General features: G+C 59.8%; 20 protein-coding genes. 7 read left to right on the plus strand and 13 right to left on the minus strand.

Annotated features, from left to right (window positions below):
• Nucleotides 1–559: 559 nt before the first annotated feature.
• The 3 genes from DACI_RS18515 to DACI_RS18525 all read left to right on the plus strand — a co-directional run bounded on the left by DACI_RS18515 (nt 560) and on the right by DACI_RS18525 (nt 5637).
• A complete protein-coding gene (locus tag DACI_RS18515; protein WP_012205508.1) occupies nt 560–1660 on the plus strand; it encodes a porin in 1101 nt (366 codons plus the stop codon).
• A gap of 121 nt (nt 1661–1781) precedes the next feature.
• Complete coding sequence (locus DACI_RS18520) at nt 1782–3362, plus strand: esterase-like activity of phytase family protein (RefSeq protein WP_012205509.1); 1581 nt, start codon at nt 1782–1784, stop codon at nt 3360–3362.
• A gap of 511 nt (nt 3363–3873) precedes the next feature.
• On the plus strand, nt 3874–5637 hold the full coding sequence (locus DACI_RS18525; RefSeq protein ID WP_043783518.1) for a DEAD/DEAH box helicase: 1764 nt from the start codon (nt 3874–3876) through the stop codon (nt 5635–5637).
• Nucleotides 5638–5753: 116 nt separating this feature from the next.
• On the opposite strand, the gene DACI_RS18530 is transcribed toward DACI_RS18525, so the two are convergent.
• Nucleotides 5754–6212 carry an SEL1-like repeat protein gene (locus DACI_RS18530; RefSeq protein WP_012205511.1) on the minus strand — a complete coding sequence of 153 codons (459 nt, stop codon included), beginning with the start codon at nt 6210–6212 and terminating at the stop codon, nt 5754–5756.
• A 425-nt stretch (nt 6213–6637) separates the two neighbouring features.
• Here DACI_RS18530 and DACI_RS32095 point away from each other — a divergent pair, with 425 nt between their 5' ends.
• Nucleotides 6638–6982: a hypothetical protein gene (locus DACI_RS32095; protein WP_157059674.1), complete on the plus strand. Its 345-nt coding sequence runs from the start codon at nt 6638–6640 to the stop codon at nt 6980–6982.
• A gap of 564 nt (nt 6983–7546) precedes the next feature.
• On the opposite strand, the gene DACI_RS32100 is transcribed toward DACI_RS32095, so the two are convergent.
• Entirely contained in the window at nt 7547–8791 is a 1245-nt protein-coding gene (locus DACI_RS32100; RefSeq protein WP_012205512.1) for a DUF5677 domain-containing protein, read from the minus strand.
• A 431-nt stretch (nt 8792–9222) separates the two neighbouring features.
• Nucleotides 9223–10182: a hypothetical protein gene (locus DACI_RS32105; RefSeq protein WP_157059675.1), complete on the minus strand. Its 960-nt coding sequence runs from the start codon at nt 10180–10182 to the stop codon at nt 9223–9225.
• Nucleotides 10183–10710: 528 nt separating this feature from the next.
• On the opposite strand from DACI_RS32105, the gene DACI_RS18535 reads away from it, so the two are divergent.
• Nucleotides 10711–11088 carry a hypothetical protein gene (locus DACI_RS18535; RefSeq protein WP_012205514.1) on the plus strand — a complete coding sequence of 126 codons (378 nt, stop codon included), beginning with the start codon at nt 10711–10713 and terminating at the stop codon, nt 11086–11088.
• A gap of 109 nt (nt 11089–11197) precedes the next feature.
• Here the strand turns inward: DACI_RS18535 and DACI_RS18540 are convergent, their stop codons facing one another.
• The 10 genes from DACI_RS18540 to DACI_RS18585 form a co-directional block, all read right to left on the minus strand.
• Nucleotides 11198–11743: a PepSY domain-containing protein gene (locus tag DACI_RS18540; protein ID WP_012205515.1), complete on the minus strand. Its 546-nt coding sequence runs from the start codon at nt 11741–11743 to the stop codon at nt 11198–11200.
• A 142-nt stretch (nt 11744–11885) separates the two neighbouring features.
• Nucleotides 11886–13088, minus strand: a complete 1203-nt coding sequence (gene trpB / locus DACI_RS18545) for a tryptophan synthase subunit beta (RefSeq protein ID WP_012205516.1) — start codon at nt 13086–13088, stop codon at nt 11886–11888.
• Between the two features lie 42 nt (nt 13089–13130).
• A complete protein-coding gene (locus DACI_RS18550; RefSeq protein ID WP_012205517.1) occupies nt 13131–14984 on the minus strand; it encodes a hypothetical protein in 1854 nt (617 codons plus the stop codon).
• 108 nt (nt 14985–15092) lie between these two features.
• Nucleotides 15093–15986: a 3-hydroxyisobutyrate dehydrogenase gene (mmsB, locus tag DACI_RS18555; RefSeq protein ID WP_012205518.1), complete on the minus strand. Its 894-nt coding sequence runs from the start codon at nt 15984–15986 to the stop codon at nt 15093–15095.
• Nucleotides 15987–16023: 37 nt separating this feature from the next.
• Complete coding sequence (locus DACI_RS18560) at nt 16024–16473, minus strand: DUF488 domain-containing protein (protein WP_012205519.1); 450 nt, start codon at nt 16471–16473, stop codon at nt 16024–16026.
• A 21-nt stretch (nt 16474–16494) separates the two neighbouring features.
• Complete coding sequence (locus DACI_RS18565; protein WP_012205520.1) at nt 16495–16959, minus strand: TfoX/Sxy family protein; 465 nt, start codon at nt 16957–16959, stop codon at nt 16495–16497.
• A gap of 23 nt (nt 16960–16982) precedes the next feature.
• Complete coding sequence (locus DACI_RS18570; protein WP_012205521.1) at nt 16983–18149, minus strand: acyl-CoA dehydrogenase family protein; 1167 nt, start codon at nt 18147–18149, stop codon at nt 16983–16985.
• A gap of 80 nt (nt 18150–18229) precedes the next feature.
• Nucleotides 18230–18631 carry a lysozyme inhibitor LprI family protein gene (locus tag DACI_RS18575; protein ID WP_012205522.1) on the minus strand — a complete coding sequence of 134 codons (402 nt, stop codon included), beginning with the start codon at nt 18629–18631 and terminating at the stop codon, nt 18230–18232.
• Nucleotides 18632–18692: 61 nt separating this feature from the next.
• Nucleotides 18693–20216, minus strand: coding sequence for a CoA-acylating methylmalonate-semialdehyde dehydrogenase (locus DACI_RS18580; protein WP_012205523.1), 1524 nt, complete (start codon nt 20214–20216; stop codon nt 18693–18695).
• 283 nt (nt 20217–20499) lie between these two features.
• Nucleotides 20500–20955 carry a MarR family winged helix-turn-helix transcriptional regulator gene (locus DACI_RS18585; protein ID WP_012205524.1) on the minus strand — a complete coding sequence of 152 codons (456 nt, stop codon included), beginning with the start codon at nt 20953–20955 and terminating at the stop codon, nt 20500–20502.
• Nucleotides 20956–21068: 113 nt separating this feature from the next.
• Here DACI_RS18585 and DACI_RS18590 point away from each other — a divergent pair, with 113 nt between their 5' ends.
• Nucleotides 21069–22049 carry a tripartite tricarboxylate transporter substrate binding protein gene (locus tag DACI_RS18590; protein ID WP_043781939.1) on the plus strand — a complete coding sequence of 327 codons (981 nt, stop codon included), beginning with the start codon at nt 21069–21071 and terminating at the stop codon, nt 22047–22049.
• Nucleotides 22050–22099: 50 nt separating this feature from the next.
• Nucleotides 22100–23338, plus strand: a complete 1239-nt coding sequence (locus DACI_RS18595; protein ID WP_043781940.1) for a flavin-dependent oxidoreductase — start codon at nt 22100–22102, stop codon at nt 23336–23338.
• The last annotated feature ends 8 nt before the right edge of the window (nt 23339–23346 follow it).

The raw sequence follows: 23346 nt of genomic DNA on the forward strand, positions 1-23346 counted from the left end.
AGCTCGCCGCTGGCGGGGACGGCGATGCTGCCTGGGGATCATAGCTGTGACTGCTGGTGCGACCGATGTTGAGGCTGCAGTCCTCGGTGCGGCAATTCTTGTGGGACTTCGCCCTCCCAGGGACTATGGGGTTGAACTGGCCGTGCAATGGGCTGAATTTGGGGCCCCAATGACCGATGAATCGGTCGACGAACGCTCGAAATGTGCCATTGAAAATATGGAAGTCGAGAACCTTATTGGGAAAATGGCAAAAGAATGCATATTTCCGCCAATTTCTCGAATATGAATCAAACAAATCGGCAATGAATGATCTGCCCCGTCGTGCAGGCCATGGCTGAAGGGTGGCGGCGATAGGGCTTCCCTGCAGGAAGCGTGCCGCAGGCACCGCCGCTGCTGTGACTTTCATGTCACACGGCACAGCTGTCACGAAGAATACTTATGTGTTGCCTAGAGTTCCCGCAGCGGTGGCAGGAGGCCACCGTCATTCTCATTAATAAGTTCAGTTCGTATCTCGCCAATGAAAAATCAAAAAACGTGCTCGCGCATTCTGGGACTCGCGATGGGCACATTCTTCGCCTCTTCTTCCAGCTTGGCCTTGGCGCAATCTTCCGTCACCATTTTTGGTGTGGTGGACGTCGGTGTCACCATTGCCAAGTCCGGCAGCAACAGGCTCAATGCACTGAACTCCAGCCAAGGCAAGACCAGCTTGCTTGGCTTGCGCGGCACGGAGGACCTCGGCGGCGGCAACCGAGCTCAGCTCTGGCTTGAAGGCGGCCTCAACCCCGATGTCGGCACTGGCGGCAGCAGCGGCTCCCTTGGCTTCGAGCGCCGCTCCACGATCGGGCTGAGCAACAATTCCTGGGGTGAAATCCGGCTGGGTCGCGACTACACCCCCAGCTACAACATCTTCACCGCTTTCGCGGGCCCCGACACCACCACCGGTGTGCAGGCCAATCTGTTCCAGACGATCCGCCAGACTGCCTATAACGCCGCCAGCCAAAGCGGCGTGGTCGACCGCACGCGCATCAGCAACGCCGTGGGCTACTTCCTGCCGAGCGACCTGGGCGGTATCTATGGCCAGTTCTCGGTTTCCTTTGGCGACGAGAACGCCTCCGGCTCTGGCGCAAGCAAGGCCCGCAGGTACATAGGCGGCAACCTGGGCTATCGCTCCGGCCCGCTGAACGTGGGTATCGGCTACGGCCGGATCGACGGTACCGCAGCCGTGGCTTCGCCCAGCGCCATCGCCGCAACTAGCGATCTGGAAGACCTGGTGCTGGGCGCCTCGTACAACTTCGGCAGTTTCCTGCTCAATGGCGGATACAACAGCCTGAAGTGGGAGCCCGTCAACGGCGCAACCTCCGGGAAGGTGGACGGTTTCTACCTGGGCGCAACCATCCCCATGGGGCCAGGCAGCTTGCGCGTCAAGTACGCCAGCGCCAAGTTCAGCGGCAACGCCTCTGCCCTCACGCGCAGCGGCGGCAAGGCCGACAAGTATTCGATCGGATATGTCTACGAGTTCTCCAAGCGCACCTCTCTGTACGCAGGGCTGGCGCGTGTGAACAACAAGAACGGCGCCAGCGTCGGCCTGATCGGCGGCCCTGCGGGTGTGGCCAACGCCGGCTCGACCGGTGTGGATCTGGGTATCAGCCACTCGTTCTGAGCGGCACAGCGCCTTTTCCAGAAACGAAGCCTTCAAGGCTGGGCAGGCCCTGCCACGCAGGGCCTGCCGATCTGCCGATCTACCTATCAGGCTTGCCTCTTCTTCTCAAGACCTACTCGCCATGCGCCCCCCCACTTCCTCTTCCTGCCTGATGGCAGTGATCGCCGCCGCGGCTGCCTTGCTGAGCGCCTGCGCCGACACCCGCCCGCTCCAGGCCGCCGGCTCCGAGACGGTGACGCAGACCACCGGCGTCGGCAGCATCCGTGCCACCGTCACGCGCCAGGACGTCCAGTTCGACGACAGGTTCTATTTCCCCTACGAAGGCCCACACCCCGCCACCAAGGCCGATTTTCCCAAGGGCTTTCTGCCAGCCTACGGTTCGGGCCTGGCCTTGAAGGGCAGGCGTGCCGACGGCACGCTGGAGTTCTACGCCATCACCGATCGCGGCCCGAACGCGACCACCGGCCCGGTCACGCAGATCACCGACGGCTCCAATCCCGCGGGCTTTGCCAGTTCCACGGTGTTTCCTTCGCCCAACTTCACTCCGTCCATCGGCGTGATCGCCCTCGGAAAGGACGGAGCCAGGCTCGTCTCCACCCTGCCGCTCAGATTCAGCGCCACACAGAACGCCAACGGCCGCGTGCAGCCACGGGGCCTCACAGGCAACACGGGCGAGCAAGTCCTGGACGACTCCTTCACCTATCCCGGCAAGGCCAAGGGCTACAGCGAATTCGGCCTGGACACAGAATCCGTGGTGGTGGATGCCGCACGCAATGCGCTGTGGGTGTCCGACGAATACGGACCCTTCATCGTGAAGATTGACCCGGCGACCGGCATCATCCAGAAGAAATACGGGCCCGGCACCGGCGCGGCCGATCTGCCGGCCATTCTCGCCAAGCGCCGCGCCAACCGTGGCATGGAGGGGCTGAGCATCGATGCGGCCAGCGGCAAGCTGCACGGCTTCCTGCAAAGCCCCCTGGACGACGGCAAGGCCGACTACACCACCGCTGCCGTTGCCGACGCCACTGGCAAATCGGAGAACGTGCGCGACTACGCTCGCTTTGTGCGCTGGGTGGAGTTTGACCCGACCACCGAGAAAACCCGCCTGTTTGCCTTGCCCGTGGACAGCCGTTGGTACAACCAAGGCAAGACCGGCAATGCCAAGCTGGGTGATGTGGTCTCACTGGGCAAGGGGAAGTTCATCGCCATCGAGCAAGGCACGGGCAAGGACAAGAAAGTCTTCAACGACCTGGTTCTGATCGAGTTTCCGGCCAACGCCACCGACATCACCGCGCTGGGCTCCGACCTGGAAAAGAGCAGCCTGACTGGCAAGCCGGTCAATGGCTCGGACTATTCCAAGATCGTGACGCTCAAGAAGACCCGGCTCTTCAACCTGAACGCCACCGGCTGGGTGGCCGAGAAGGCCGAAGGCCTGGCACTGGTCGATGACTACACGCTGGCGCTGACCAACGACACCGACTTCGGTGTTTCGCTGGCCGTGCTGGACGCCAGCGGCAAGGAAATCGAAGGCTCGGACGTCACCAAATGCATGGTGGACGCCGAAGGCAAGATCGTGAACGACGGCCAATGCGCCAAGGGCGCGGCGAGCCTGCGCTTTACCACCAATGACGTCAACGATCGCACGCAGCGACTGTGGACCTTTGGGTTCAGCAAGAAACTGAGCGAATACGGCGCTCCCTGAACGACTGCGACTGCATGGCATAGGCAAGACAACGGGGCCACGGCGATCCAGGGCGGTTCGTCCAGCGCGAAGGCGCTGCGACGGGCCGCAACGCTGATGCCGCTTCCTCTGGCATCTGCACGGAGCAGCGCCGCCGTTGCGGCGCAAGTGTGGGCTTGCCGCAATGGCTGGTCCTTTCGACCTTCGGCAGTGTTCCGGCATTGCCCAAAGCGGTAGTCGTTGAGTGCGTAGATGACAGGCATACGTCCGAGCCAAGCACTTTCACAATCAAATCCCCCTCTGTTTGGTCATTTCAAAAGCGCCCTCGGATTCCATACTGGTTTCCCCGTGAATCGAGGAAATTCAACAGTGAGCAGTGTCCCGTTCAGAATCCCTCTCGGATTTCCGATGGCTTGGGATTGGCCAGTCATCGAATTCCTGAAGAGATGGCGCGTGCGGTATCCTCAGCCGCTCTGTGGAGGAGAAGAAAGTGGCGGTACTGATTCCTGCGATGGGGGCGTGCGTTGGGCGCATGACGCCCGGCGAGCGACGGCTGGCCGAGCGTTTGGAGCAAAAGCTCGAAGACGATTACATGCTCTGGTATGACGTACCCATCGGTCCCAAGCAGACGCATCCTGACTTCGTCGTCATTCATCCACGCAGGGGCGTTCTGATTCTTGAGACCAAGGATTGGCGGCTCGAGACGGTTCAAGAGGCGACCAAACAGGCCTGGACGCTCATCGTGGATGAAAGGCCCAAGGTCGTCATCAATCCGGCAGCTCAGGCGCGACACTGCGCCATTCAAGTGGTCAATGCACTGGAGCGGGATCAGCAACTCATTCACGACGAAGGCCCTCATCAGGGAAAGCTGGCATTTCCCTGGGGCAGCGGCGTGGTGTTCACCAACATCACGCGCAAGCAGTTTGAAGAGTCTGCACTGGACCAGACGATTGATGCGCACCTTGTCATCTGCAAGGACGAGATGCTGGAATCCGTTGATGCAGAGGCTTTCCAGCAGCGCCTGTGGAACATGTTCCCCCACGCTTTCGGCAAAGCCATGTCGGTGCCGCAGCTCGAGCGCACGCGGTGGATCATGTTCCCGCAGGTGCGTGTTCCGGTGCAAGGCAGCCTTCTGCCGGAAGACGCGGACGAGCTGCCGGACATCATGCGCGTCATGGACTTGCAGCAGGAGCAACTCGCGCGCAGCCTGGGCGATGGGCATCGCGTGATCCACGGAGTTGCCGGCTCAGGCAAGACCATGATTCTTGGCTATCGTGCGGAACACTTGGCCAAGACCGCTTCGACCAAGCCCATCCTCGTGCTCTGCTACAACGAGCCCTTGGCAGTGAAGCTCAATGCCTGGTTTGCGGCCAAGGGCCTGGCCGATCGGGTGCACGCCCGCAACTTCCACAAGTGGTGTCGCCAGCAGTTGGTGGCCTATGGTCAGACGCTACCCGCTCAGGGCCCGGGCATGTTTGATCAGATGGTGGAGTTTGTAATTCGCGGCGTGGACCGGCAACAGATTCCGTCCGGGCAGTACCAGGCCGTGATGGTCGACGAGGGGCACGACTTTCAGCCTGAATGGCTCAAGCTCGTCACCCAGATGGTGGACCCCGAGACCAACAGCCTGTTGATCCTGTACGACAGCGCCCAGAACATCTATGGCAAGAGCAAGGCGCGTGGGTTCAGCTTCAAGAGCGTGGGAATCCAGGCCTCTGGGCGCACAACCATTCTCAAGATCAACTACCGCAACACCAGGCAGATTCTGCAAATCGCCAACCGCGTCGCCGCCGAGTTCCTGCAACCCAATGCCCAGGATGATGACGGTGTTCCGCTGGTGCAACCCATCAGCTGCGGCCGCGAAGGGCAGGAGCCGCTGATCGTGCGCCTGCCGAGCTTGCGGGACGAGCCCGCCAAGATCGCCGAGCTGCTGGCTGCTGCGCATCAGGAAGGCCACGCCTGGGGTGACATGGCCATCCTGTGCCGCGATCACGACTCCATGAACCAGTGCGCCCTGGCACTTGGCCGCCGAAAACTGCCGCATCGCGTGCGACATCGGTCAGGTGACTTCGATCCACTGGCCGACACCATCAAAGTGATGACAATGCACGCCAGCAAGGGGTTGGAGTTCCCGGTCGTGGCCGTCGCAGGAGTGGGGCAGATGCCGCGTGAAGGCGAAGATGCGGCGGACGAGGCCAAACTGTTCTATGTGGCTGCGACTCGGGCGACACAAAAACTGGTGTTGACTGTGGCGGGAGAAGGGGCGTTTGCGAAGGCGCTGGTGGATGCGGGGTGAGGACGGGCACAAGTCCGTCGTGAGGTGGTCAGTGCTCCAGGCGTGGTCCCAGTAGCGTTGTGCCCGCAGCGCATTCTTGAGGATGGCGCTGCGATCCGAAAAGGATTTTGCGCATGTCACCCTTCCCACTCGGATGCGCAGGCCATCTTGCCACTCGGCGCATTGCGCAGGCGGTTCAGGAAATCCAACTGGCTTTTGGCCGTTTGATTCCCTTTTGCCACGGCTTGCCGCAGCCAGTGCACTGCTTCACAGCGATCCGCTTTCACCGCGGTGCCATACAGAGTTGGGCCTGCCAGAAGAATCCATGCCAGTGTTTCCTGGGCTTGTGGCTCGCCATCCCGGGCCGCCTGGCGCAGCAATGCGAGCATGGAGGCGTAGTCACCCGCAGTCTGGGCTTCCAGGGCCAGTTGAAACCGCTGCTCGGAAGTGGTGGCCGTGTCGAACGGCAACGGTGCCGCCTGGGCCAGCGCGCCGGACAGGGCCGCTGCGATGAACAAGCCATGCTGTGCATGCCGGGCCAGCGTGGCAATTGGGGTGGCAATTGTTGTGGCAATGGGGCGGAATTCGAATCGCATTTTTGTCTCCACTTGAACTGAGTGGCCCCATCGTCTTCGTAATCCCGATCCCTGAAAATTCGGAATTTTCAAAGGCGCCCTCAGGGCCACCCATAGGCTGATTCGAATCGGCGGTGCAGGCCCCTCGTGGAAGGCTTCAGCCCATGAACCCCAGACCGATGGGATACGCCGAGCCGCCGAAGTTGCCGATCTGCGGCAGCTGTGCGTTTGCACGGAGCAGCGTTGCCGAGCGGTATCTGTCGCCTGGCGTTCGCATGGCAAGGCTCCTGAACGCTGCACCCCGGCTCAGACGCACTAGGGATGCCAAGGCCAGGCAATCTTCTGATTGTCAGTGTGTGTATGGTGAAGTCATTCGTGCAAGTTACCTAAGGCTCAGGTGTTGCACTTCATATTTGAGACCGCCGTAAATCAACTGTGCAAAGACAATGACGAGAATCTTCTTTATTTTGGTGGGGATCATGATTTCTGGCACCACGTCTGCTGGTGAGAAAAATTCACCACCAATCCAAGATTTGCAAGAAATAAAGAGATCTGTAGATGAATTTTTGATGAAAGAAAAAAGGCAGAAGAGAACGCAATTCACTGCTGTTCGAATCAATCCAAAAATAATAGTCGAACAGTGCGTCGTTCCACTTGAATCAGGTTGGGCATCCTTAGATAGTGGAGTTGTAGGCAAAAGAGTGCAAGTTGTCTGCGAATCGACATTGCACGAAAAAAAGGGTTGGCGTGTTCTAGTACCAGTTGCAGCGTCGGACACACACAGGAATTAGAGTGAAATTCTATGCGTCATGAATGCTTGGCTGCCGCGCAAACGAAGGGCGATTCCAAGAGGCCCTGATGCCGCTCAGCAGCGCTGTCGTTGTGGTGCAAGGCCACTGGATAAGCTCGAGGTTGCTGCAAGGGCTGGTGCGCACCACCTCGCTCGCCGCTGGTTCAATGTCATGACTTCGCGCGGCGCTGGACGCGTCTGCGGAAGGTTAAGTGGATGGGGGTGTGATATGGGACCCAATGATTCATGACCATCGGAGTAATCCAAATTGCTGGCTGTCGGAAGTCGATCGATTGCAGTCGTTCACAGCACTACGATGAACGCCTGCAGTACAGTAGATACCATCATTGATTGAAGCTCAATCTATGTTCACAATCTTTCGCTATGGCCAAATTCGCTGTTTATTTGGGTGGTGGCAATGTGCGTTGATCGATTTTTGGAGGAGTGTGACGAAAATGGCTTGCTGCTAAGTTCGGAATAATTCACCATATAGGTTGATAATTTCGGAAAATTAAAGAATTATTCTTTGAGGTATTGGTTATTATTGAGAAATATTTAATTAATTCTATTGATTTATATATAATGAATTCTCTTCGGCTATGAGTTTTTTTCTTGCCTTAATGAATTCTGAGATGCCTTGAGATACCATGATATTTATTATATTAATTTTTATCAATTCGTCGAAATTTGGGCGTGTATGGAATAGCGTCATTGCCATTTTCCCCATCGTTAAGATGGAATTTGTACCAGCCTCTTCAAGGCCAGCATTACTGGCGCCTGTAAGTATGAATTCCTCCTGCCTAAGCAGACCTAAATTTAATCTAATACCTTTCACACTCGCATGCACCATGTAACTTGCCAACTTATAATGCGAGCGCATCCTTGACTGGCCTGCAAGCTTTTCCAGATCAGTGAAATTTGGAGAGCTTTTGTTGCTGAGTGCGCTGGCCCAGCCATATTCATTCTTGAAATCTTGTCCATATTTTTTTGTGGCTTCCAAGTATTCTTTTTCTATTATTTTTGCGTGCTTTGCGTGTGATGAAGAGTTGCTCAAATGTTTATGGCTTTCTTCATAAACCTTATGAGCTCTTCTGTTTTCGACGATCTCATGAGCTAAATATCTTTCTGCTAGATCATCATTGCCCGAAGAGATGATTTCAGAGATTATATAAATTTCATGTAAAGTTCTCCAGCGTGCCAAAGCGCCGTCGGCATATCCGCCAGAAAGAAGCCTTTCTATTTCTGACATGGTTCGACATGCTCTTCCATAAAGTTGGTGTATTACTTCGTTTTTATATCTGTTCTTTTTCGCGTTGGATTTTATGAACTTCTCATACTTCTCTACTCCTATTTCTCTTGATATTGTGAGAAGCATGCGAAATTTCTTAAAAGCATTCCCCCATCTGAGCTCAAGTCTTTGTTCGAATGCGTATTTTTCTATTTTTTCATTTGTATACTGCTCTATCCAGTTTTTATTCAATGTGGCAAGTGTTAATTTTGCGCTATCTTCTGCCGTTTTGACTATTATTTCCGGAAGATTTTCTTTTATAAAATTTCTCGTCTTTTTATCTAATTCATCTATATCTTCCTTGCTGAAAGATATGGATATATTTTCTTCTGGGCCATCTGCACTATCGCCCCATTGGAATGTACCACTATTCTTTTCGCGTATATGATCTACTAATTTATTTATCATTTCTTCGTCAGGAATTTTTCCTGCATTAGTAATTTTTTCTCTCAACATTTTCTTGAGAAATGCAATAGGTATGTCTTTGGTTGCATCAATTATTATCTTGTGTAGATTATTCATTTAAGTATGATATTTCAATTAATTGTCGAAAGAATATGATGCCTATTTCTTTGCGTAAATAGTATCGTGTGTAAATGACGCATCGGGAAGATGTCTGGCGTATTATGGTAGTTTGGTGCAGGTTGCAGATGGTGCGTATGTTTTTGATGGTGAACTCGAATTTTCTATCGATCTTGTTTTATTTGCGATTAGCAAGCTAATCTCCAAGTAAGCAGAAGTACCTATGAGCTCGGAAATGAAGTATGGCTGCCACCTGTTAAATTTCGCTCTTGGTGTTTGAATTATCAATTCTCAAAAATCTTTGTGTGAAGTTAAGCCATTGTGTTGTGTTGGGAGATTGAATGCACAGTTTAGACTGGGCTATGGCACTTGTTTTAGGTGAGTATCCGATATTGAGTTCTCGACGTTTGCAGAAGGCTGCCCAGTGAAAATCAGATTTCCTTGTCTTCGCCAGAAATCATTAAGCCTTTTGGCTTGGTAAGTGTGCAGAACTCTTCCGCTGAGTATTTCATGACCAAGGCAGCTATTCCGCTTGCGACGAGCGGCAAGCCGATGCGAAAGTCTCCGAATGTGGATAGAATCGCTGCGGAGAAGTAGCCTTGATTAAAAACCTCAGGAATTTTCTTTGACCACATTTTGTAGACAGGGCTATCTGTTTTGCAAAATGTCTTCCAAGCAACTCTCCTGAGGACAGCAAAAGTGATCTTGCCTATGCTCTTTGGTTCCTGTGTTTTTTCTGGGGGTGGCAGCAACTTGCGATCAGGTGCCGGAAGTTGGAGGATCGAGTACGTTCTCACGTTGCTCAGTAGATTGATGCTTGCGACTGGAAGTGAGTTGCCAATCAGTCTTAAGATTTCATCGTCGCTATTCTGTTGAAGCAAGAGCACTGCTTTCGCTTGAACTTCTTCAACATTTATCGGTCCTTCTTCCGTTCCGATGAGCTCGGCTAGGATGCACTCCTCCTCAATCCTTCCGATTAAGCGCTTCTGAAATTGGTGCCGAGTTCGATCTGATGAAATGTTGTTGATGTTCCCGATGACATCCTTAATCATCTTCTTAGCTTCTTGTGTCTTCTTTTGGCGGAGAAGAACGACTGCCAGTAGCGCACCTGCCTCCAGCGATAGACGAGTTGTACTTCCTGCACGATTACGAACGCCGATCAGTCCTCGCTCTGCGTATGGCAGTCGATTTGCATCAACACAGGCTTCGAACGCCCATAATTTTGCGCGAAGGAGGCGGTGATGAGATCGGTCGAAGTCCAGTAATCCCTGAATTTTTGCGGCTGCTTCAATTGCCGCATCAGGCTCCGCTGCCGCGACAGCTTTCTTTAGCTCTGCTTCCAAAGGACGCAGTGCGGCTAGATGGGCATCGGAAAGCTTTGCTATTGCCATGGGTATTTGACGTTTGAATTAATTGCCCGTATGAGGCGGATGAATGGAAGAAATTGTTATATCCCAGTTACAGTCCTGCGGCAAGGTTAAAAACGTGACTTAGAAGCACTCATGTCAACTTGCAGAAGGATCCGACGGTTGGCGCTGCCAAACACTCGGGGCAGTCTGCGAGCAGCCGGCTCGCGAATCAATGATTACTTCAATAAACATTGCACTTCATCGTCAGCGGACGGTGACCGGCCGTACCTCATGGGCGAGCGGCTGCTTCTGGCCAACTGCTGTCGATCCCAGTTCACCTATCCACATCGCCAGACACACATTCCCTAGCGTAACCTCATCACTTTGCAACTCTCGAAGAGAGAGGGCTTGGCCGCGTATCAGCCATCCATACAGAGTCTCCCTGCAGCTTTACAAATTTCCAACTACAGGTGGCAGACAACGGCTTGGCGAAGCTCCAAGCTTTGCTATCTGGCTTCCCTCTACGTCCTGTGAACCAGGGGGTCCTAAACCTGCTCGACAGTACCCCCAATGCCCAAGCCCACTCCCGCCACCACACCCCCACCCAAACTCGAAGACCTCGCCATAGACGCCGTCCTGCACATGGGCGCTGCGCTGGATGTGCTGGACCTGCACGCTCGCCACAACATCACGGCCATCAATTGCGTGTGCCGGGATCTGCTGCGCATCTACTACGTGAAGGCCGATCAGGCGCAGTCGCTGGAGCCTGAGGACAAGGAATTGGTGGGCCTGCTGCACGACACGGCGGTGAACCTGGGCTATGTCATTGAGGTGGTGGAGCATCTCAATGGCGATGAGGCCGACGACCCCATTCTTTATGCCGTGAGCTATCTGCTCAGGGCTGCGAAGCGGTTTGCGGATGAGGGGGTGTCGGTGGCGTTGGCCTGAGGAGTGCTGCAGGCGCGGATGGCCTGCGGATATGGCGGGAACGACGCAAAAAATGGGCGAAAAAAAGCGCGCCCCATGCTGAAGCGCGCTGCCGGGTTGGGGCCGTGGGTCAGTCCTTCTTGGCCCGGATGACTTCGCCGCCCACGGCGTCGATCTTGACTTCCATGAGCGTGCCGTTGGCCTGCAGCACTTCGACCTGGTAGCTGGTCTGGCCCCAGTGGGAGTCCAGTTCCGCGCTGACAGGTGTGCCCGGGGTGTGGCGGGTGGCGGCCTGTATGGCCTGTTCGATGGTGGACTTGGCCTTTTCCAGGCGCTGGCGGTCCTTGCGCTTGGCGGCGCCGTCGTTCTTGTGCTGGGCGGCTTGGCCGGTGATGGCGTTGACCCAGACTTCCACGCTGTCTCCGCCCGGGGTGATGACTTCGATTTCGTAGCGCAGGCCCATGCCGTCGCCGTCGTCCAGCTGGGCTTCGATGGCCTTGCCGGGCACGGCCTGGGTGGCGCGGGTGACGGCCTGCTCCAGCGGGATCTTGGCCTGGCTGGTGATGGTCTGCCATTCGGCCACCGACTTGGCGGCGGCGGGCAGGGCGGCAGTGGCGCAGGTCAGTGCCAGGGCGATGGAGAGGGCGGCGGTGCGTGCGAACGGGGCAGGCTTCATGGGTGTGGCTCCTTCCGGGAATGGGGTTGGACAAGACAACGGTCGGGGCCATTGTCTCCACCGTCCCGGAGAGCGGTTGTCGGAGAGGGCGCCCTTTGCCCCCTCCGGTGTGCTGTGGCTTGATCCAGCGCAAGCTCTGCGTTCAGAGGCCCAGCACCTTGGCCACGTAGTCGGCGTCCTTGTCGCCCCGGCCCGAGAGGTTGATGAGGATGTGCTGGTCCTTGGGCAGGCCGGGCGCCACGCGCATGGCCCAGGCCACGGCGTGGGCGCTTTCCAGCGCGGGGATGATGCCTTCCACGCGCGACAGCTGCATGAAGGCGTCCAGGCATTCCTTGTCGGTGACGGATTCGTACTGCACGCGGCCCAGATCCTTGAGGTAGCTGTGCTGCGGGCCCACGCCCGGATAGTCCAGGCCCGAGGCAATGCTGTGCACGGCAGCGGGCGTGCCGTCCGCGTTTTCCAGCACGTAGCACTTCATGCCGTGGATTTCACCGGGCTTGCCCATGCTGAGGGTGGCTGCGTGGCGGCCGGGCTTGTCCGTGCCTTCGCCCGAGGGCTCCACGCCGACGAGCTTGACCGAGGCATCGCCCAGGAAGGCGGTGAAGATGCCCATGGCGTTGGAGCCGCCGCCCACGCAGGCTGCCACATGGTCGGGCAGCTTGCCGTGTTTGGCCTGGAATTGCTCGCGCGCCTCGCGGCCGATGATGCTCTGGAAGTCACGCACCATCATCGGGAACGGGTGGGGGCCGACCACGGAGCCGATGGCGTAGATGTAGTCGGTGGGGTTGGTGAGGTATTCCTCGAATGCGCTGTCCACTGCCTCCTTGAGCGTGGCCGCGCCGCGCGTGACGGGCACGAGCTTGCAGCCCAGGATGCGCATCTTGGTGACGTTGGGATGTTCCTTCTCGATGTCCACCTGGCCCATGTGGATCTCGCAGGGAATGCCCACCAGCGCGCAGGCCGTGGCCAGGGCCACGCCGTGCTGGCCGGCGCCGGTTTCTGCGATGACCTTTTTCTTGCCCATGAACTTGGCCAGCAGGGCTTCGCCCAGGCAGTGGTTGATCTTGTGGGCGCCGGTGTGGTTGAGGTCTTCGCGCTTGAGGTGGATCTGTGCGCCGCCGAGCTGCTCCGACAGGCGCCGCGCGTGGAAGATGGGGCTGGGGCGGCCCACGTAGTCGGCGAAGAGCTGGGCCAGTTCCTGCTGGAAGTCTTGGCGTTTGGTGATTTCGGCGTAGGCGGTGTTGATGTCGTCCATGGCCTGCTTGAGGTGGGGCGGGACCAACTGGCCGCCGTAGGGGCCGAAGTAGCCCTCGGTGTTGGGCATGGGAGCGAAGGCAGATGTCATGGTGTCTCCTTGATGAACCTGTGTTTACCGAGTCTTTTTCGATTATCGGGCCGAGGTCGTAGCTGGAGCTGGACTGGCTTGTGGCCTGAGGGGCGCAAGGCCTTCTTGGGCCTGCGCACTTTTCAGGGCAAGGGAGCAGTCGGTCTTCAGCGCATGTCCGTCAAGTTTGTAAATGGCCGAATAGGGTTGAACGGTATTTCGCTTCAATACGGTGAAGGCGGAAGAGCACCGTGCTGCCAAGACCTTGAGGTGCGGGGAGTAGGGGCCATAGGTCCACTCTCCTGCGTCGAAGAGGTAGTCCGGCTGGAATTGGATGAGCTGATCGAGAAGGGTTTGGGGTGTGGGTGGTGCCGAGTTGATATCGGGGCGACCAATAATGGTTCTGTTGTAGAAAATCCCGTATTGATAATTGCTGATGACGAAAATACGGCGCTGGTGGTCCACGATGTCGTCGTAGATGTTGAGAGAGTCTTTGCCAAACTGGGAAACAAAAATGGCTTGGTTGCCATCCTGGAGTGCCATTGCATTTTTCTGATGAGCCAAGTAAACGGACAAGCCCAAAATTGCCGCCGTGATGCTGGCAATGGCCGTGCTTGATGGCTTGAAACCCTTGAAGACGGAATATCCGGAAGATTTTGAGGCTTGCGTATTTTCTGGATTCTTCTGAATGAGCAGGTGGTTGGCCAGGGCCACTGAGATGAATACCACATGCATACCATGGCGCAGTTCGTAGGAACCGACGGTAAACCATATCAGTAGATAGGGCGCGATGCAGATGGACCAGAGAATGCGACCTCGGCTGGACAGTGATGAAATCACCAGTGAGGCCAGAAGCAAGAGACCTATTCCTGGGGTTTTGATGACATACTTCTGAATTGACAAGAATACCGAGGCCAGCAAGCCGCCATTTTTCTGTGCGATGTCAAGAACGCCGTGATTGCCTGTAAAGCCGGGCGCAATGAATAGCGGCCAGATGGCTGCACCTGCCATGACTGTGATGCACATGACCAGGCCGGAGGCCTTCCAACGCCAGCGCCATGCGCCATATGCCACGAGTGCAGGCAGTGTAAGCAGGCACCAGACCAGCCCAGGTTGCTTTGCAAGTGAGGCCAGCATGCCGCAGGACAAAGACAGGAGCAGCGGACGTATGTTTTCTGGATTTCTGGAGTACTGCATCAGCAGGGTGAAGCTGATGAGGATAAGAGCGCTTGCAACAGGATCGGCATAGGCCCAGTACAGGAGATTGCCGAGGCTGAACAGGGCGGTGGTGCTCAGCAGCAGCGTCAGCCAGTTGGTGAGCTTGCTGGAGCTTTTGCCCGTGAACTCGAAGAGTGCAATGCAAACGACAGTGGCGGGTATCCCGCAAATCAACTTTGCAAGAAAATGGGGTATGTGGCTACCTTGATCCAAAAATATGGAGCTCAGCTCATAGGAAAATAGCTGGGGATATGCGGCCTGGGTATAGTACGTGTCGTACGGCTTTCCCAGAAAGTGTTGCACGGCCCACATTCCCCAGCTGTAGATCTCGTCATGCCTGGCGAAGCCTGTGCTGGTGGGTTTGATGGCAGACTGGTATACGGAAAATAGCAGCAAGGCTGCAAAGAGAAGCGACGGCCAGTTGTTGCTAGTCAATGCTTTTGAGAGAGAGCGGATCAAGGCCAGCAGCAGAAATACGGCGACAAGTATCCACGCAAAAATATGCAAGCCTCTGGGGATGTCTATATGGCTATTGGAGAATGCAAGGCCTGCTGCCAGGCCGATTCCCATCAGAGAGAGACCGGCGTATTCTGCAGGTGAAATATCCGCTGAGTTGAATTTTTGCAGGACGCGGATCATCAGGACGGTAAGAAAGCTGAGAGGTGGAGCGCTTGCACCAATGGCAGAAAAGTCTGCCATTGGTGAAGGGAGTATCGTTTGACCAGGCGCCTGATAAACCCTTGCTCACCGACAACACCCGTCAAACACTTGAAAGTGTAACAAGGCTTTCGGAAGGAATGCAGGCTTTCAGCGCTTCAGAAAGCACTGGATCACACTTGAAAAATCCGCTCCGCCCTGGCCTGAAGAGGAATGCATGGCATAAAGTGCGCGGGCCATGCCGCCCAGGGGCGTGGAGGCCTTGACTGCCATGGCGTTTTCCTGGGCCAGGCCCAGGTCCTTGAGCATGAGGTCGGTGCCGAAGCCGCCTGCGTAGTTCTTGGAGGCGGGGGCGTTTTCGTGGACGCCGGGGAAGGGGTTGTATTTTTCCAGGGCCCAGTTGCCGCCCGAGCTGCGGCGCATGATTTCGCTGAGGACCTTGGGGTCCAGGCCGTTGGCCACGCCCAGGGCGATGGCTTCGCTGGTGCCGATCATGAGGATGCCCAGCAGCATGTTGTTGCAGATCTTGGCGGTCTGGCCCGCGCCCACGGCGCCGGCGTGGAAGATGTTGGCGCCCATTTTTTCGAGCAGGGGGCGGGCGCGTTCGAGGTCGGCGTCGCTGCCGCCCACCATGAAGGTGAGGGTGCCTGCAATGGCGCCGCCCGTGCCGCCGGAGACGGGGGCGTCGATGAAGGCGATGCCTGCGGCCTGTGCGGCCTTGGCGACCTTTTGGCTGGTGGCGGCGGCGATGGTGGAGCTGTCGATGATGAGCGCGCCCTTGGCAATGCGCTGCAGCAGGCCGGCCGCGCCGTCACGGCCGAGGAAGAGGCCTTCCACGTGCTGGCTGGCGGGCAGCATGGAGACCACGGCTTCGGCGCCCTGTACGGCGTCTTCGGCGGTGGCGGCAATGGCCAGGCCTTCGGCCGCGACCTTGGCGCAGGCGTCCTTGGAGAGGTCGAAGGCCTTGACCGTGTGGCCTGCCTTGTGCAGGTTGATGGCCATGGGGCCGCCCATGTTGCCGAGTCCGATGAATGCGATCTGCATGTGCTTGTCTCCTGTGTTGTGAAGCTTGTGGTGTGTCTCAGTGGCCGGTGTCGCTAGTGTTCGTGTCGCCATTGGCAATGTCGGCGCCGCGTTCCTTGAGCAGGGAGCGCAGGATGCCGCGATGGCAGCGCGCCTCCTGCTCGCAGTAGCAGCCGATGGCAAAGGCGCTTTGCTGCGAGAGGGCGGCCAGCAGGTCCAGGGTGCGGCTGGCGGCGGGTTCGGCCATTTCCTTGCGGAATTTGCGCACGAATTGCTGCCAGAGCTTGTCTGCCTCGGCCTGCTGGCCGTGGTCCTGCAGCCGGTGCGATTCGAGCGCGGTGTGCATGGTGTCGGGCTGGGGCGAGAGTTCGGGGTACCAGACGTCGTAGTAGTCGCGGCTGGCGAATTCGGCCTTGGGCACGCCGCGCGGCGGGCGGCGCACGGTGCCTATGCGCAGGCCTTCATCGGCGTGGCGGGGGCTGCCTAGCTGGACGATGCGGATGGGCATGGGGCTCTCCTGCAAAGGGGCTTATTCGTCGCCGAAGATGGGGTGCTTGCGTGTGCGGCGCCCGGCCGGGGCGGGGGGCGCTGGCGGTGTCTTTGCGTCGGCGGGCGCGGGTTCGCTGGCCTGGGGTTTGCGCTTTTTCGGGGGCGTGGCCTTGGCGTGGGGGTTGAAGGCCAGGGCCTGGGCAATCCAGTGCTGCCACTGCTGGCGCGTGGCGTAGGCGGCGGGGCCGATGAAGAAGTAGCCGTCCATCTGGCCCTTGGACGAGAGCGGGCGCAGGCCCGGCGTCTCGGCCACGGCGGCGTGCTGCGAAGGCGGCAGCCGCACCAGCAGTTCGTCGTCTTCCACGCCCAGGCACAGCTTGCCGTTGACCATGAAGACATGGCAGCCGAACATGCGCTTTTCCTGCACGTCGTCGCAGCCGGCCAGGGCTTCGCGCACGGCGTCTATGAGGTGCAGCGTGGTGTCGGAAAGCGGGCGGGCGGGCATGGCGCGGGCTGGATGTGGATGGATCAGCGGATCATGTCCGGCGCATCGCCTTCCAGCATGCGCCGCGCGATGATGACGCGCATGATTTCGTTCGTGCCTTCGAGGATCTGGTGCACGCGGGCATCGCGCATGAGGCGCTCCAGCGGGTATTCGCGGATGTAGCCGTAGCCGCCGTGCAGTTGCAGGGCCTCGTTGCAGACCATGAAGCCGGCATCGGTGACAAAGCGCTTGGCCATGGCGCAGTAGGTGGAGGCGTCGCGCGCACCGGCATCGAGCTTGGAGGCGGCCAGGCGCACCATCTGGCGCGCGGCCACGAGTTCGGTGGCCATGTCGGCCAGCTTGAACTGCAGCGCCTGGAAGCTGGCAATGGGCTTGCCGAACTGCTTGCGCTCGTGCATGTACTGCTGGGCCTGGGTGAGCGCGCCCTGGGCGGCGCCCACGGAGCAGGTGGCGATGTTGATGCGCCCGCCGTCCAGGCCCTTCATGGCGATCTTGAAGCCTTCGCCCTCGCGGCCCAGCAGGTTCTGAGCGGGAATGCGCACGTTGTCGAAGCTGATGACGCGCGTGGGCTGGCTGTTCCAGCCCATTTTTTCTTCCTTCTTGCCGTAGCTGATGCCGGGCAGGTCGGCAGGCACGGCAAAGGCGGAGATGCCGCTGGCGCCCGAGCCGGCGTCGCCCGTTCTGGCCATCAGCACCAGCATGTCGGTGCTGCCCGCGCCGCTGATGAAGGCCTTTGCGCCGTTGATGATGTATTCATGCCCCGCCAGTTCGGCCCGGGTCTTGAGCGAGCCGGCGTCCGAGCCCGCGCCGGGTTCGGTCAGGCAGTAGCTGGCCAGCTTGCGGCCGCTGGTCAGGGCCTCGCCCCATTCGGCGCGCACGGCGTCGGTGGCCCAGGTGCCCAGCATCCAGGTGGCCATGTTGTGGATGGTGATGAAGGCGGTGGTGGAGGGATCGACGGCGGCCAGTTCCTCGAAGACCATGGTGGCGTCCAGGCGCGGCAGTTGCAGGCCGCCCGCGTTCTCGGGCGCGTACAGGCCGCAAAAGCCCAGTTCGCCCGCCTTGGCGATGGCCTCGCGCGGGAAGATGGATTCACGGTCCCAGTGCGCGGCATGGGGCGCGAGTTCGGCCTGGGCAAAGGCGCGGGCCGATTCGGCAAAGGCGCGCTGGTCGTCGTTGAGTTCGAAGTCCATGGCTGGCTTGTCTCCTGCGTTGGGCTCTGGGGCCCTTGTTGTTCTGGGGGGCTTTCGGGGCCTGTCAGTGCGTGCGGCGGTCAGTGCTGCAGCCAGCGCTCCAGCGCCTGCATGCGCTCCTGTGTCGCGGCCGTGAGGCAGTCGTGGTACAGGCGCGGGCCTTCGGGCTGGGTTTCGCTGTCGCGCGTGGCGGCCTTGCAGCGCGCCGTGCGGCCCTTGATCCAGCCGTTCTGGTCGTGGCGCAGGCCCGTGCGCTTGCCCTGGGGCAGTTGCTGCATGACGTCCAGGTAGCGGATGTTGAGCGCGGTGTCGGCCTCCTGGAAGGCCTGGACCGCGCAGGCATTGCGGCTGGCGGCGGCGGTGGAGGCCGGGTCGCAGGCTGCACCGGCCTGCGCGTGAAGGGTCAGGGGCAGGGCGGCCAGGGCGGTGAGCAAGGCGGCACTCAGGCCCCGGGAGAGGGAGGCGGTCATTGGAAAACGCATGCCGCCATCATCCCAGAGCCGGGGCCTGCCCCGGATCAATCCAGGCCCGACCACCCGTGCATCAGCGCAGGCTGATGGTGGTGTTCACGCCCTGGCTGGTGGTGCTGTCGTCGAACCAGCGCGCCGTGACAGTCTTGGTCTGCGTGTAGAACAGCACGACCTGCTTGCCGTAGGGGCCCAGGTCGCCCAGCTTGGAGGCGCGGCTGCCCGTGAAGGAGAACAGCGGAACCGGCACGGGAATCGGCACGTTGATGCCGACCTGGCCCACGTCGATGTCTTCCTGGAACTTGCGCGCCGCAGCGCCCGACTGCGTGAAGATGGCCGTGCCGTTGCCGTTGGGGTTGGCGTTGATGAACTCGATGGCCTCGTCCAGGCTGTCGGCAGCCGCCAGGCACAGCACGGGGCCGAAGATTTCCTGGTCATACACGCTCATGCCGGGCTTGACGCCGCTGAACACGGTGGGGCCGACGAAGTTGCCCTTGTCGTAGCCGGCCACCTGGGGCTTGCGGCCGTCCAGTTCCAGCTTGGCGCCGTCGGCCAGGCCGCGTTCGATCAGGCTTTCCACACGCGACAGCGCCGCGCAGGACACCAGCGGGCCCACGTCGGTGCCGGGCTCGGTGCCGCCGCTGACCTTGAGGGTCTTGGACTTTTCCACCAGCTCGGGAATCCACTTCTGTGCATCGCCCACCAGCACGGCCACCGACAGCGCCATGCAGCGCTGGCCTGCCGCGCCGAAGGCTGCGCCCAGCAGGGCGTTGAGCGTTTGCTCCTTGTTGGCGTCGGGCATGACGATGGCGTGGTTCTTGGCGCCCATCATGCATTGCACGCGCTTGCCGGCCAGGCTGGCACGGTTGTAGACATGGGTGCCGACCTTGGTGGAGCCCACGAAGCTGATGGCCTTGATATCGGGGTGGTCGCAGATGGCATTGACCACGTCCTCGCCGCCGTGCACCACGTTCAGCACGCCGGGCGGAATGCCGGCTTCCAGCGCCAGCTCGCACAGGCGCATGGTGACCATGGGGTCCTGCTCGGAGGGCTTGAGCACGAAGGTGTTGCCCGTGGCAATGGCCATGGGGAACATCCACAGCGGAATCATGGCCGGGAAGTTGAAGGGGGTGATGCCTGCGCAAACGCCCAGGGGCTGCAGCACGGAATAGGTGTCCACGCCGTTGGCCACGTTGTTGGCCAGCTCGCCCAACTGCAGCGAGCCGATGTTGGCCGCATGCTCCACCACTTCCAGGCCGCGGAAGACGTCGCCTTCCGCGTCAGGCAGGGTCTTGCCCTGTTCGGCGGTCAGCAGGGCGGCCAGCTCCTTCATGTTCTCGCGGATCAGCTGCTGCAGCTTCAGGAAGATGCGGGCGCGCTGGCCAATGGGGGTCTTGCGCCAGGTCTTGAAGGCTTCCTTGGCGTTGGCGACGGCGGCGTTGACCTCGTCGGGCGTGGCAAAGGGCACGCGGGCCAGCACTTCCTGCGTGGCCGGGTTGACCACATCGCGCCATTGGGTGCTTTGGGATTCGACCAGCTTGCCGTTGATCAGCAGCTTGACCGTGGGCGCCAAAACCTTGGCGGACGTGGATGCATTCATGGCTTGTCTCCTGTTGCGGTGGTGTCAGCCCGGCATGCCGTGCGCCGGGCGTTCATCGCATGGTAGCTGTGCGGTTTTTCGCAAGCAATGGAGATGTTTGCAGTATGCATGTGCGTTTTTGCACAGGCGGGCGCAAAAAAGAGCATGGCCTGCGGCAGGCGCAGGCCATGCTGGTTCAGGCGCTCAGCGGCTCAGTCCGTGCCGGTGGCCGGCAGGCGGGCGTCGTCGGAAGGAGCCGGGGTCTGAACGGCGCGGGCGCCGGGCTTGCGCAGCGGCTCCAGCTTCACGCGGGCATTGGCGCCCAGGCCGGACTCCAGCTTGGCCAGCAGGCGCAGCAGCTCCTGCAGCTCGCCGTCTTCCAGCGGGACACCAGGCGGTGGTAGGCCTGGTCCACCAGCGGCACGCTGGCGGCCAGAAGGGCGCGGCCCTTGTCGGTCAGCGTCAGTTCGTGCTGGCGGCGGTCGCGCGTGCTCAGGGCGCGGTGCACGTATTCGCGCTCTTCCAGCCCGCGCACCAGGCGCAGCGTGGTCACCTTGTCAAAGCCCATGGCGCGCGCCAGGGAGCTTTGGTCGGAGCCGGGGGATGCGTCGATCAGCACCAGGGCGCCGTACTGTGGCGGCGTCAGTCCCAGGGGGCGGCATTGCTCTTCAAAAATGCCGACCGAAATCTGGTGGGCGCGCCGCAGCAAAAAGCCAGGGCGCTGATATAGCGGCAGTGGTGCAGGCGTCATCGTGTCCATATGCGTCTAGTATTCTTGCAGAAGTGTCCAGTATTCATTCGATTTCCACCAATTGTGCCCATTTTGGTGCATGATTACCATGCGTTTGCATGCTAACTACAAAAGAGGTCTACATGCGAAATTTTGTTGGCAGACGGCAATTTTTGAAGACGAGCGGATTGGGAGTATTGGGTTTACCCGTAGCAGGTGCCATCGCCAGTACCGAGAGTGTGCCTCTGAAATTGATTGTGCCTTTCACTCCGGGGACTGGAATCGACACGATAGCGCGAACCATCGGACCTTTGCTGGCCAAGCGCCAGGGCCGGCCCGTGGTGGTGGAGAACAAGCCGGGCGCCTCTGGAAATATCGGCACCGAGGCCGTTGTGCGCTCGCCCGCCAATGGCCAGACGCTTTTGGTGACAGTGAATACCCTGGTGATGAATGCATCGCTGTATCCCAAATTGCCATTCAATCCGCTGACAGACCTCGAACCTGTGACGCTGACCAGTTGGGGGCAGTTGATTTTGGTGACGCCCACGGCCTCGGCCTATCAGACGGCGGCCGATCTGGTGAAGGCCGCCAAGGCCTCGCCGGGCCGCATCAATTACGCGTCGCCGGGAGTGGGCACTCCGCACCATATGGCGATGGAGCTTTTCAAGAGCACGGCCGGGGTGTCGATCACGCACATCCCGTATCGCGGAACAGGGCCGGCGCTGACCGACCTGCTGGGCGGCCAGGTGGAATGCATGTTCCTGCCCATTCACGTGGCCCTGGTGCACGTGAAGGCCGGCAAGTTGCGCGCGCTGGGCATTGGCAGCCACCAGCGCCACCCGCTGCTGCCCGATGTGCCCACGCTCAAGGAGGCCAAGGCGGGCGATGTGAACGTGGATATGTGGTACGGCGTGTTTGCGCCGGCCGGCATGCCGGCGGACCAGGTCGATGCCCTCAATCGCGAGATCCGCGCGATTTTGGCGTCGGAGGAAGTCCGGCATGCCTTCGCGCCCCAGGGCATGGATCCGGCCGGCAGCACGCCGGCCGAGTTCAAGGCCCTGGTGCAAAAGGACGCCCGGCGCTGGGCCGATCTGGTCAAGGCGCGGGGGATTACCGCCGAGTAGGCGGGGCGGGCGCCAACAGCGCCCCAGGAGAAAGCATGGAGAGTCAGCGGATGAAAGTAGCGATCGTGGGGGGCGGCATCGGAGGCCTGTGCCTGGCATTGGCCCTGCATCAAAGAGGCATTGCCTGTGAAGTCTTCGAGGCCGTGCCCGAGGTCCGCGAGATCGGCGCGGGCATTACCCTGCTGCCGCATGCCATGCGCGAGCTCAGCGACCTGGGCCTGCAGCCGCAGCTGGAGGCCCTGGCGATCGAGAACCTGGAGAGCGTGTTCTTCAACCGCTATGGCCAGTTCGTCTACCGCGAGCCGCGCGGCCGCCATGCGGGCTACGAGCTGCCCGAGCTGGGCATCCACCGTGGCCGCCTGCACCGCGTTCTCTTCGAGGCCGCCGTGCAGCGCCTGGGACCGGGTGCCGTGCACACGGGCCACCGCTGCGTGCGCGTGGACCAGTCTGCCCATGGCGCCACCGTGCATTTCGCGCCGGATGCCCAGGGCCATGTGCCGCCGTCGGCCACGGCCCACATCGTCGTGGCCTGTGACGGCGTCAACTCCGCCGTGCGGCGCCAGTTCTATCCGCAGGAGGAGCTGGCCTTTGGCGGCATCAACACCTGGCGCGGCGTCTCGCGCTTCAAGCCCATCCTCACGGGCAAGAGCTATCTGCGCATCGGCTCGGTCGATACCGGCAAGATGGTGATCTATCCCATTGAGGACGATATCGACGGCCAGGGCATGCAGCGCATCAACTGGGTGGCCGAGATCCGCGACCCGCAGATGCGCATGAACGACTGGAATCGCGCCGGCCGCATGGAGGATGTGCTGGAGATTTTTGGTGGCTGGACCTTCGACTGGCTGGATGTGCCGGCCCTGATCCGCTCGGCCGAGACCATCTTCGAGTACCCCATGGTGGACAAGGACCCCGTGGACCAGTGGAGCTTCGGCCGCGTGACCCTGCTGGGCGATGCTGCCCACCCCATGTATCCGCGCGGCTCCAACGGCTCGGCCCAGGCCATGCGCGATGCGCGGGTGCTGGCCGACCTGCTGGCCGCCGACCCGCAAGGCGACCCGCTGGCGCTGCTGGCCGCCTATGAGGCCAGCCGCCTGCCCGCCACCAGCCAGGTGGTGCTGACCAACCGCTCCACGCCGCCCGACTTCATCATCATGAAGGCGGACGAACTCAGCGGCGGTCAGCCCTTCGGCCATATCGACGAGCTGATCAGTCAGGATGAGCTGCGTGCCATTGCCCGCCATTACGAGCAGGTGGCAGGGTTTGCGAATCCGCAGTCGCAGGGTTGAGGCAGGCG

This window comes from Delftia acidovorans SPH-1, from assembly GCF_000018665.1.
GTDB lineage: Bacteria > Pseudomonadota > Gammaproteobacteria > Burkholderiales > Burkholderiaceae_C > Comamonas > Comamonas acidovorans.

Excerpts from the sequence above, each read along its gene's own strand:
- DACI_RS18515 (WP_012205508.1), top strand. The coding sequence starts at position 560 with ATGGGCACATTCTTCGCCTCTTCTTCCAGCTTGGCCTTGGCGCAATCT.
- DACI_RS18520 (WP_012205509.1), top strand. The coding sequence starts at position 1,782 with ATGCGCCCCCCCACTTCCTCTTCCTGCCTGATGGCAGTGATCGCCGCC.
- DACI_RS18525 (WP_043783518.1), top strand. The coding sequence starts at position 3,874 with ATGACGCCCGGCGAGCGACGGCTGGCCGAGCGTTTGGAGCAAAAGCTC.
- DACI_RS18530 (WP_012205511.1), bottom strand. The coding sequence starts at position 6,212 with ATGCGATTCGAATTCCGCCCCATTGCCACAACAATTGCCACCCCAATT.
- DACI_RS32095 (WP_157059674.1), top strand. The coding sequence starts at position 6,638 with ATGACGAGAATCTTCTTTATTTTGGTGGGGATCATGATTTCTGGCACC.
- DACI_RS32100 (WP_012205512.1), bottom strand. The coding sequence starts at position 8,791 with ATGAATAATCTACACAAGATAATAATTGATGCAACCAAAGACATACCT.
- DACI_RS32105 (WP_157059675.1), bottom strand. The coding sequence starts at position 10,182 with ATGGCAATAGCAAAGCTTTCCGATGCCCATCTAGCCGCACTGCGTCCT.
- DACI_RS18535 (WP_012205514.1), top strand. The coding sequence starts at position 10,711 with ATGCCCAAGCCCACTCCCGCCACCACACCCCCACCCAAACTCGAAGAC.
- DACI_RS18540 (WP_012205515.1), bottom strand. The coding sequence starts at position 11,743 with ATGAAGCCTGCCCCGTTCGCACGCACCGCCGCCCTCTCCATCGCCCTG.
- trpB (WP_012205516.1), bottom strand. The coding sequence starts at position 13,088 with ATGACATCTGCCTTCGCTCCCATGCCCAACACCGAGGGCTACTTCGGC.
- DACI_RS18550 (WP_012205517.1), bottom strand. The coding sequence starts at position 14,984 with ATGGCAGACTTTTCTGCCATTGGTGCAAGCGCTCCACCTCTCAGCTTT.
- mmsB (WP_012205518.1), bottom strand. The coding sequence starts at position 15,986 with ATGCAGATCGCATTCATCGGACTCGGCAACATGGGCGGCCCCATGGCC.
- DACI_RS18560 (WP_012205519.1), bottom strand. The coding sequence starts at position 16,473 with ATGCCCATCCGCATCGTCCAGCTAGGCAGCCCCCGCCACGCCGATGAA.
- DACI_RS18565 (WP_012205520.1), bottom strand. The coding sequence starts at position 16,959 with ATGCCCGCCCGCCCGCTTTCCGACACCACGCTGCACCTCATAGACGCC.
- DACI_RS18570 (WP_012205521.1), bottom strand. The coding sequence starts at position 18,149 with ATGGACTTCGAACTCAACGACGACCAGCGCGCCTTTGCCGAATCGGCC.
- DACI_RS18575 (WP_012205522.1), bottom strand. The coding sequence starts at position 18,631 with ATGCGTTTTCCAATGACCGCCTCCCTCTCCCGGGGCCTGAGTGCCGCC.
- DACI_RS18580 (WP_012205523.1), bottom strand. The coding sequence starts at position 20,216 with ATGAATGCATCCACGTCCGCCAAGGTTTTGGCGCCCACGGTCAAGCTG.
- DACI_RS18585 (WP_012205524.1), bottom strand. The coding sequence starts at position 20,955 with ATGGACACGATGACGCCTGCACCACTGCCGCTATATCAGCGCCCTGGC.
- DACI_RS18590 (WP_043781939.1), top strand. The coding sequence starts at position 21,069 with ATGCGAAATTTTGTTGGCAGACGGCAATTTTTGAAGACGAGCGGATTG.
- DACI_RS18595 (WP_043781940.1), top strand. The coding sequence starts at position 22,100 with ATGAAAGTAGCGATCGTGGGGGGCGGCATCGGAGGCCTGTGCCTGGCA.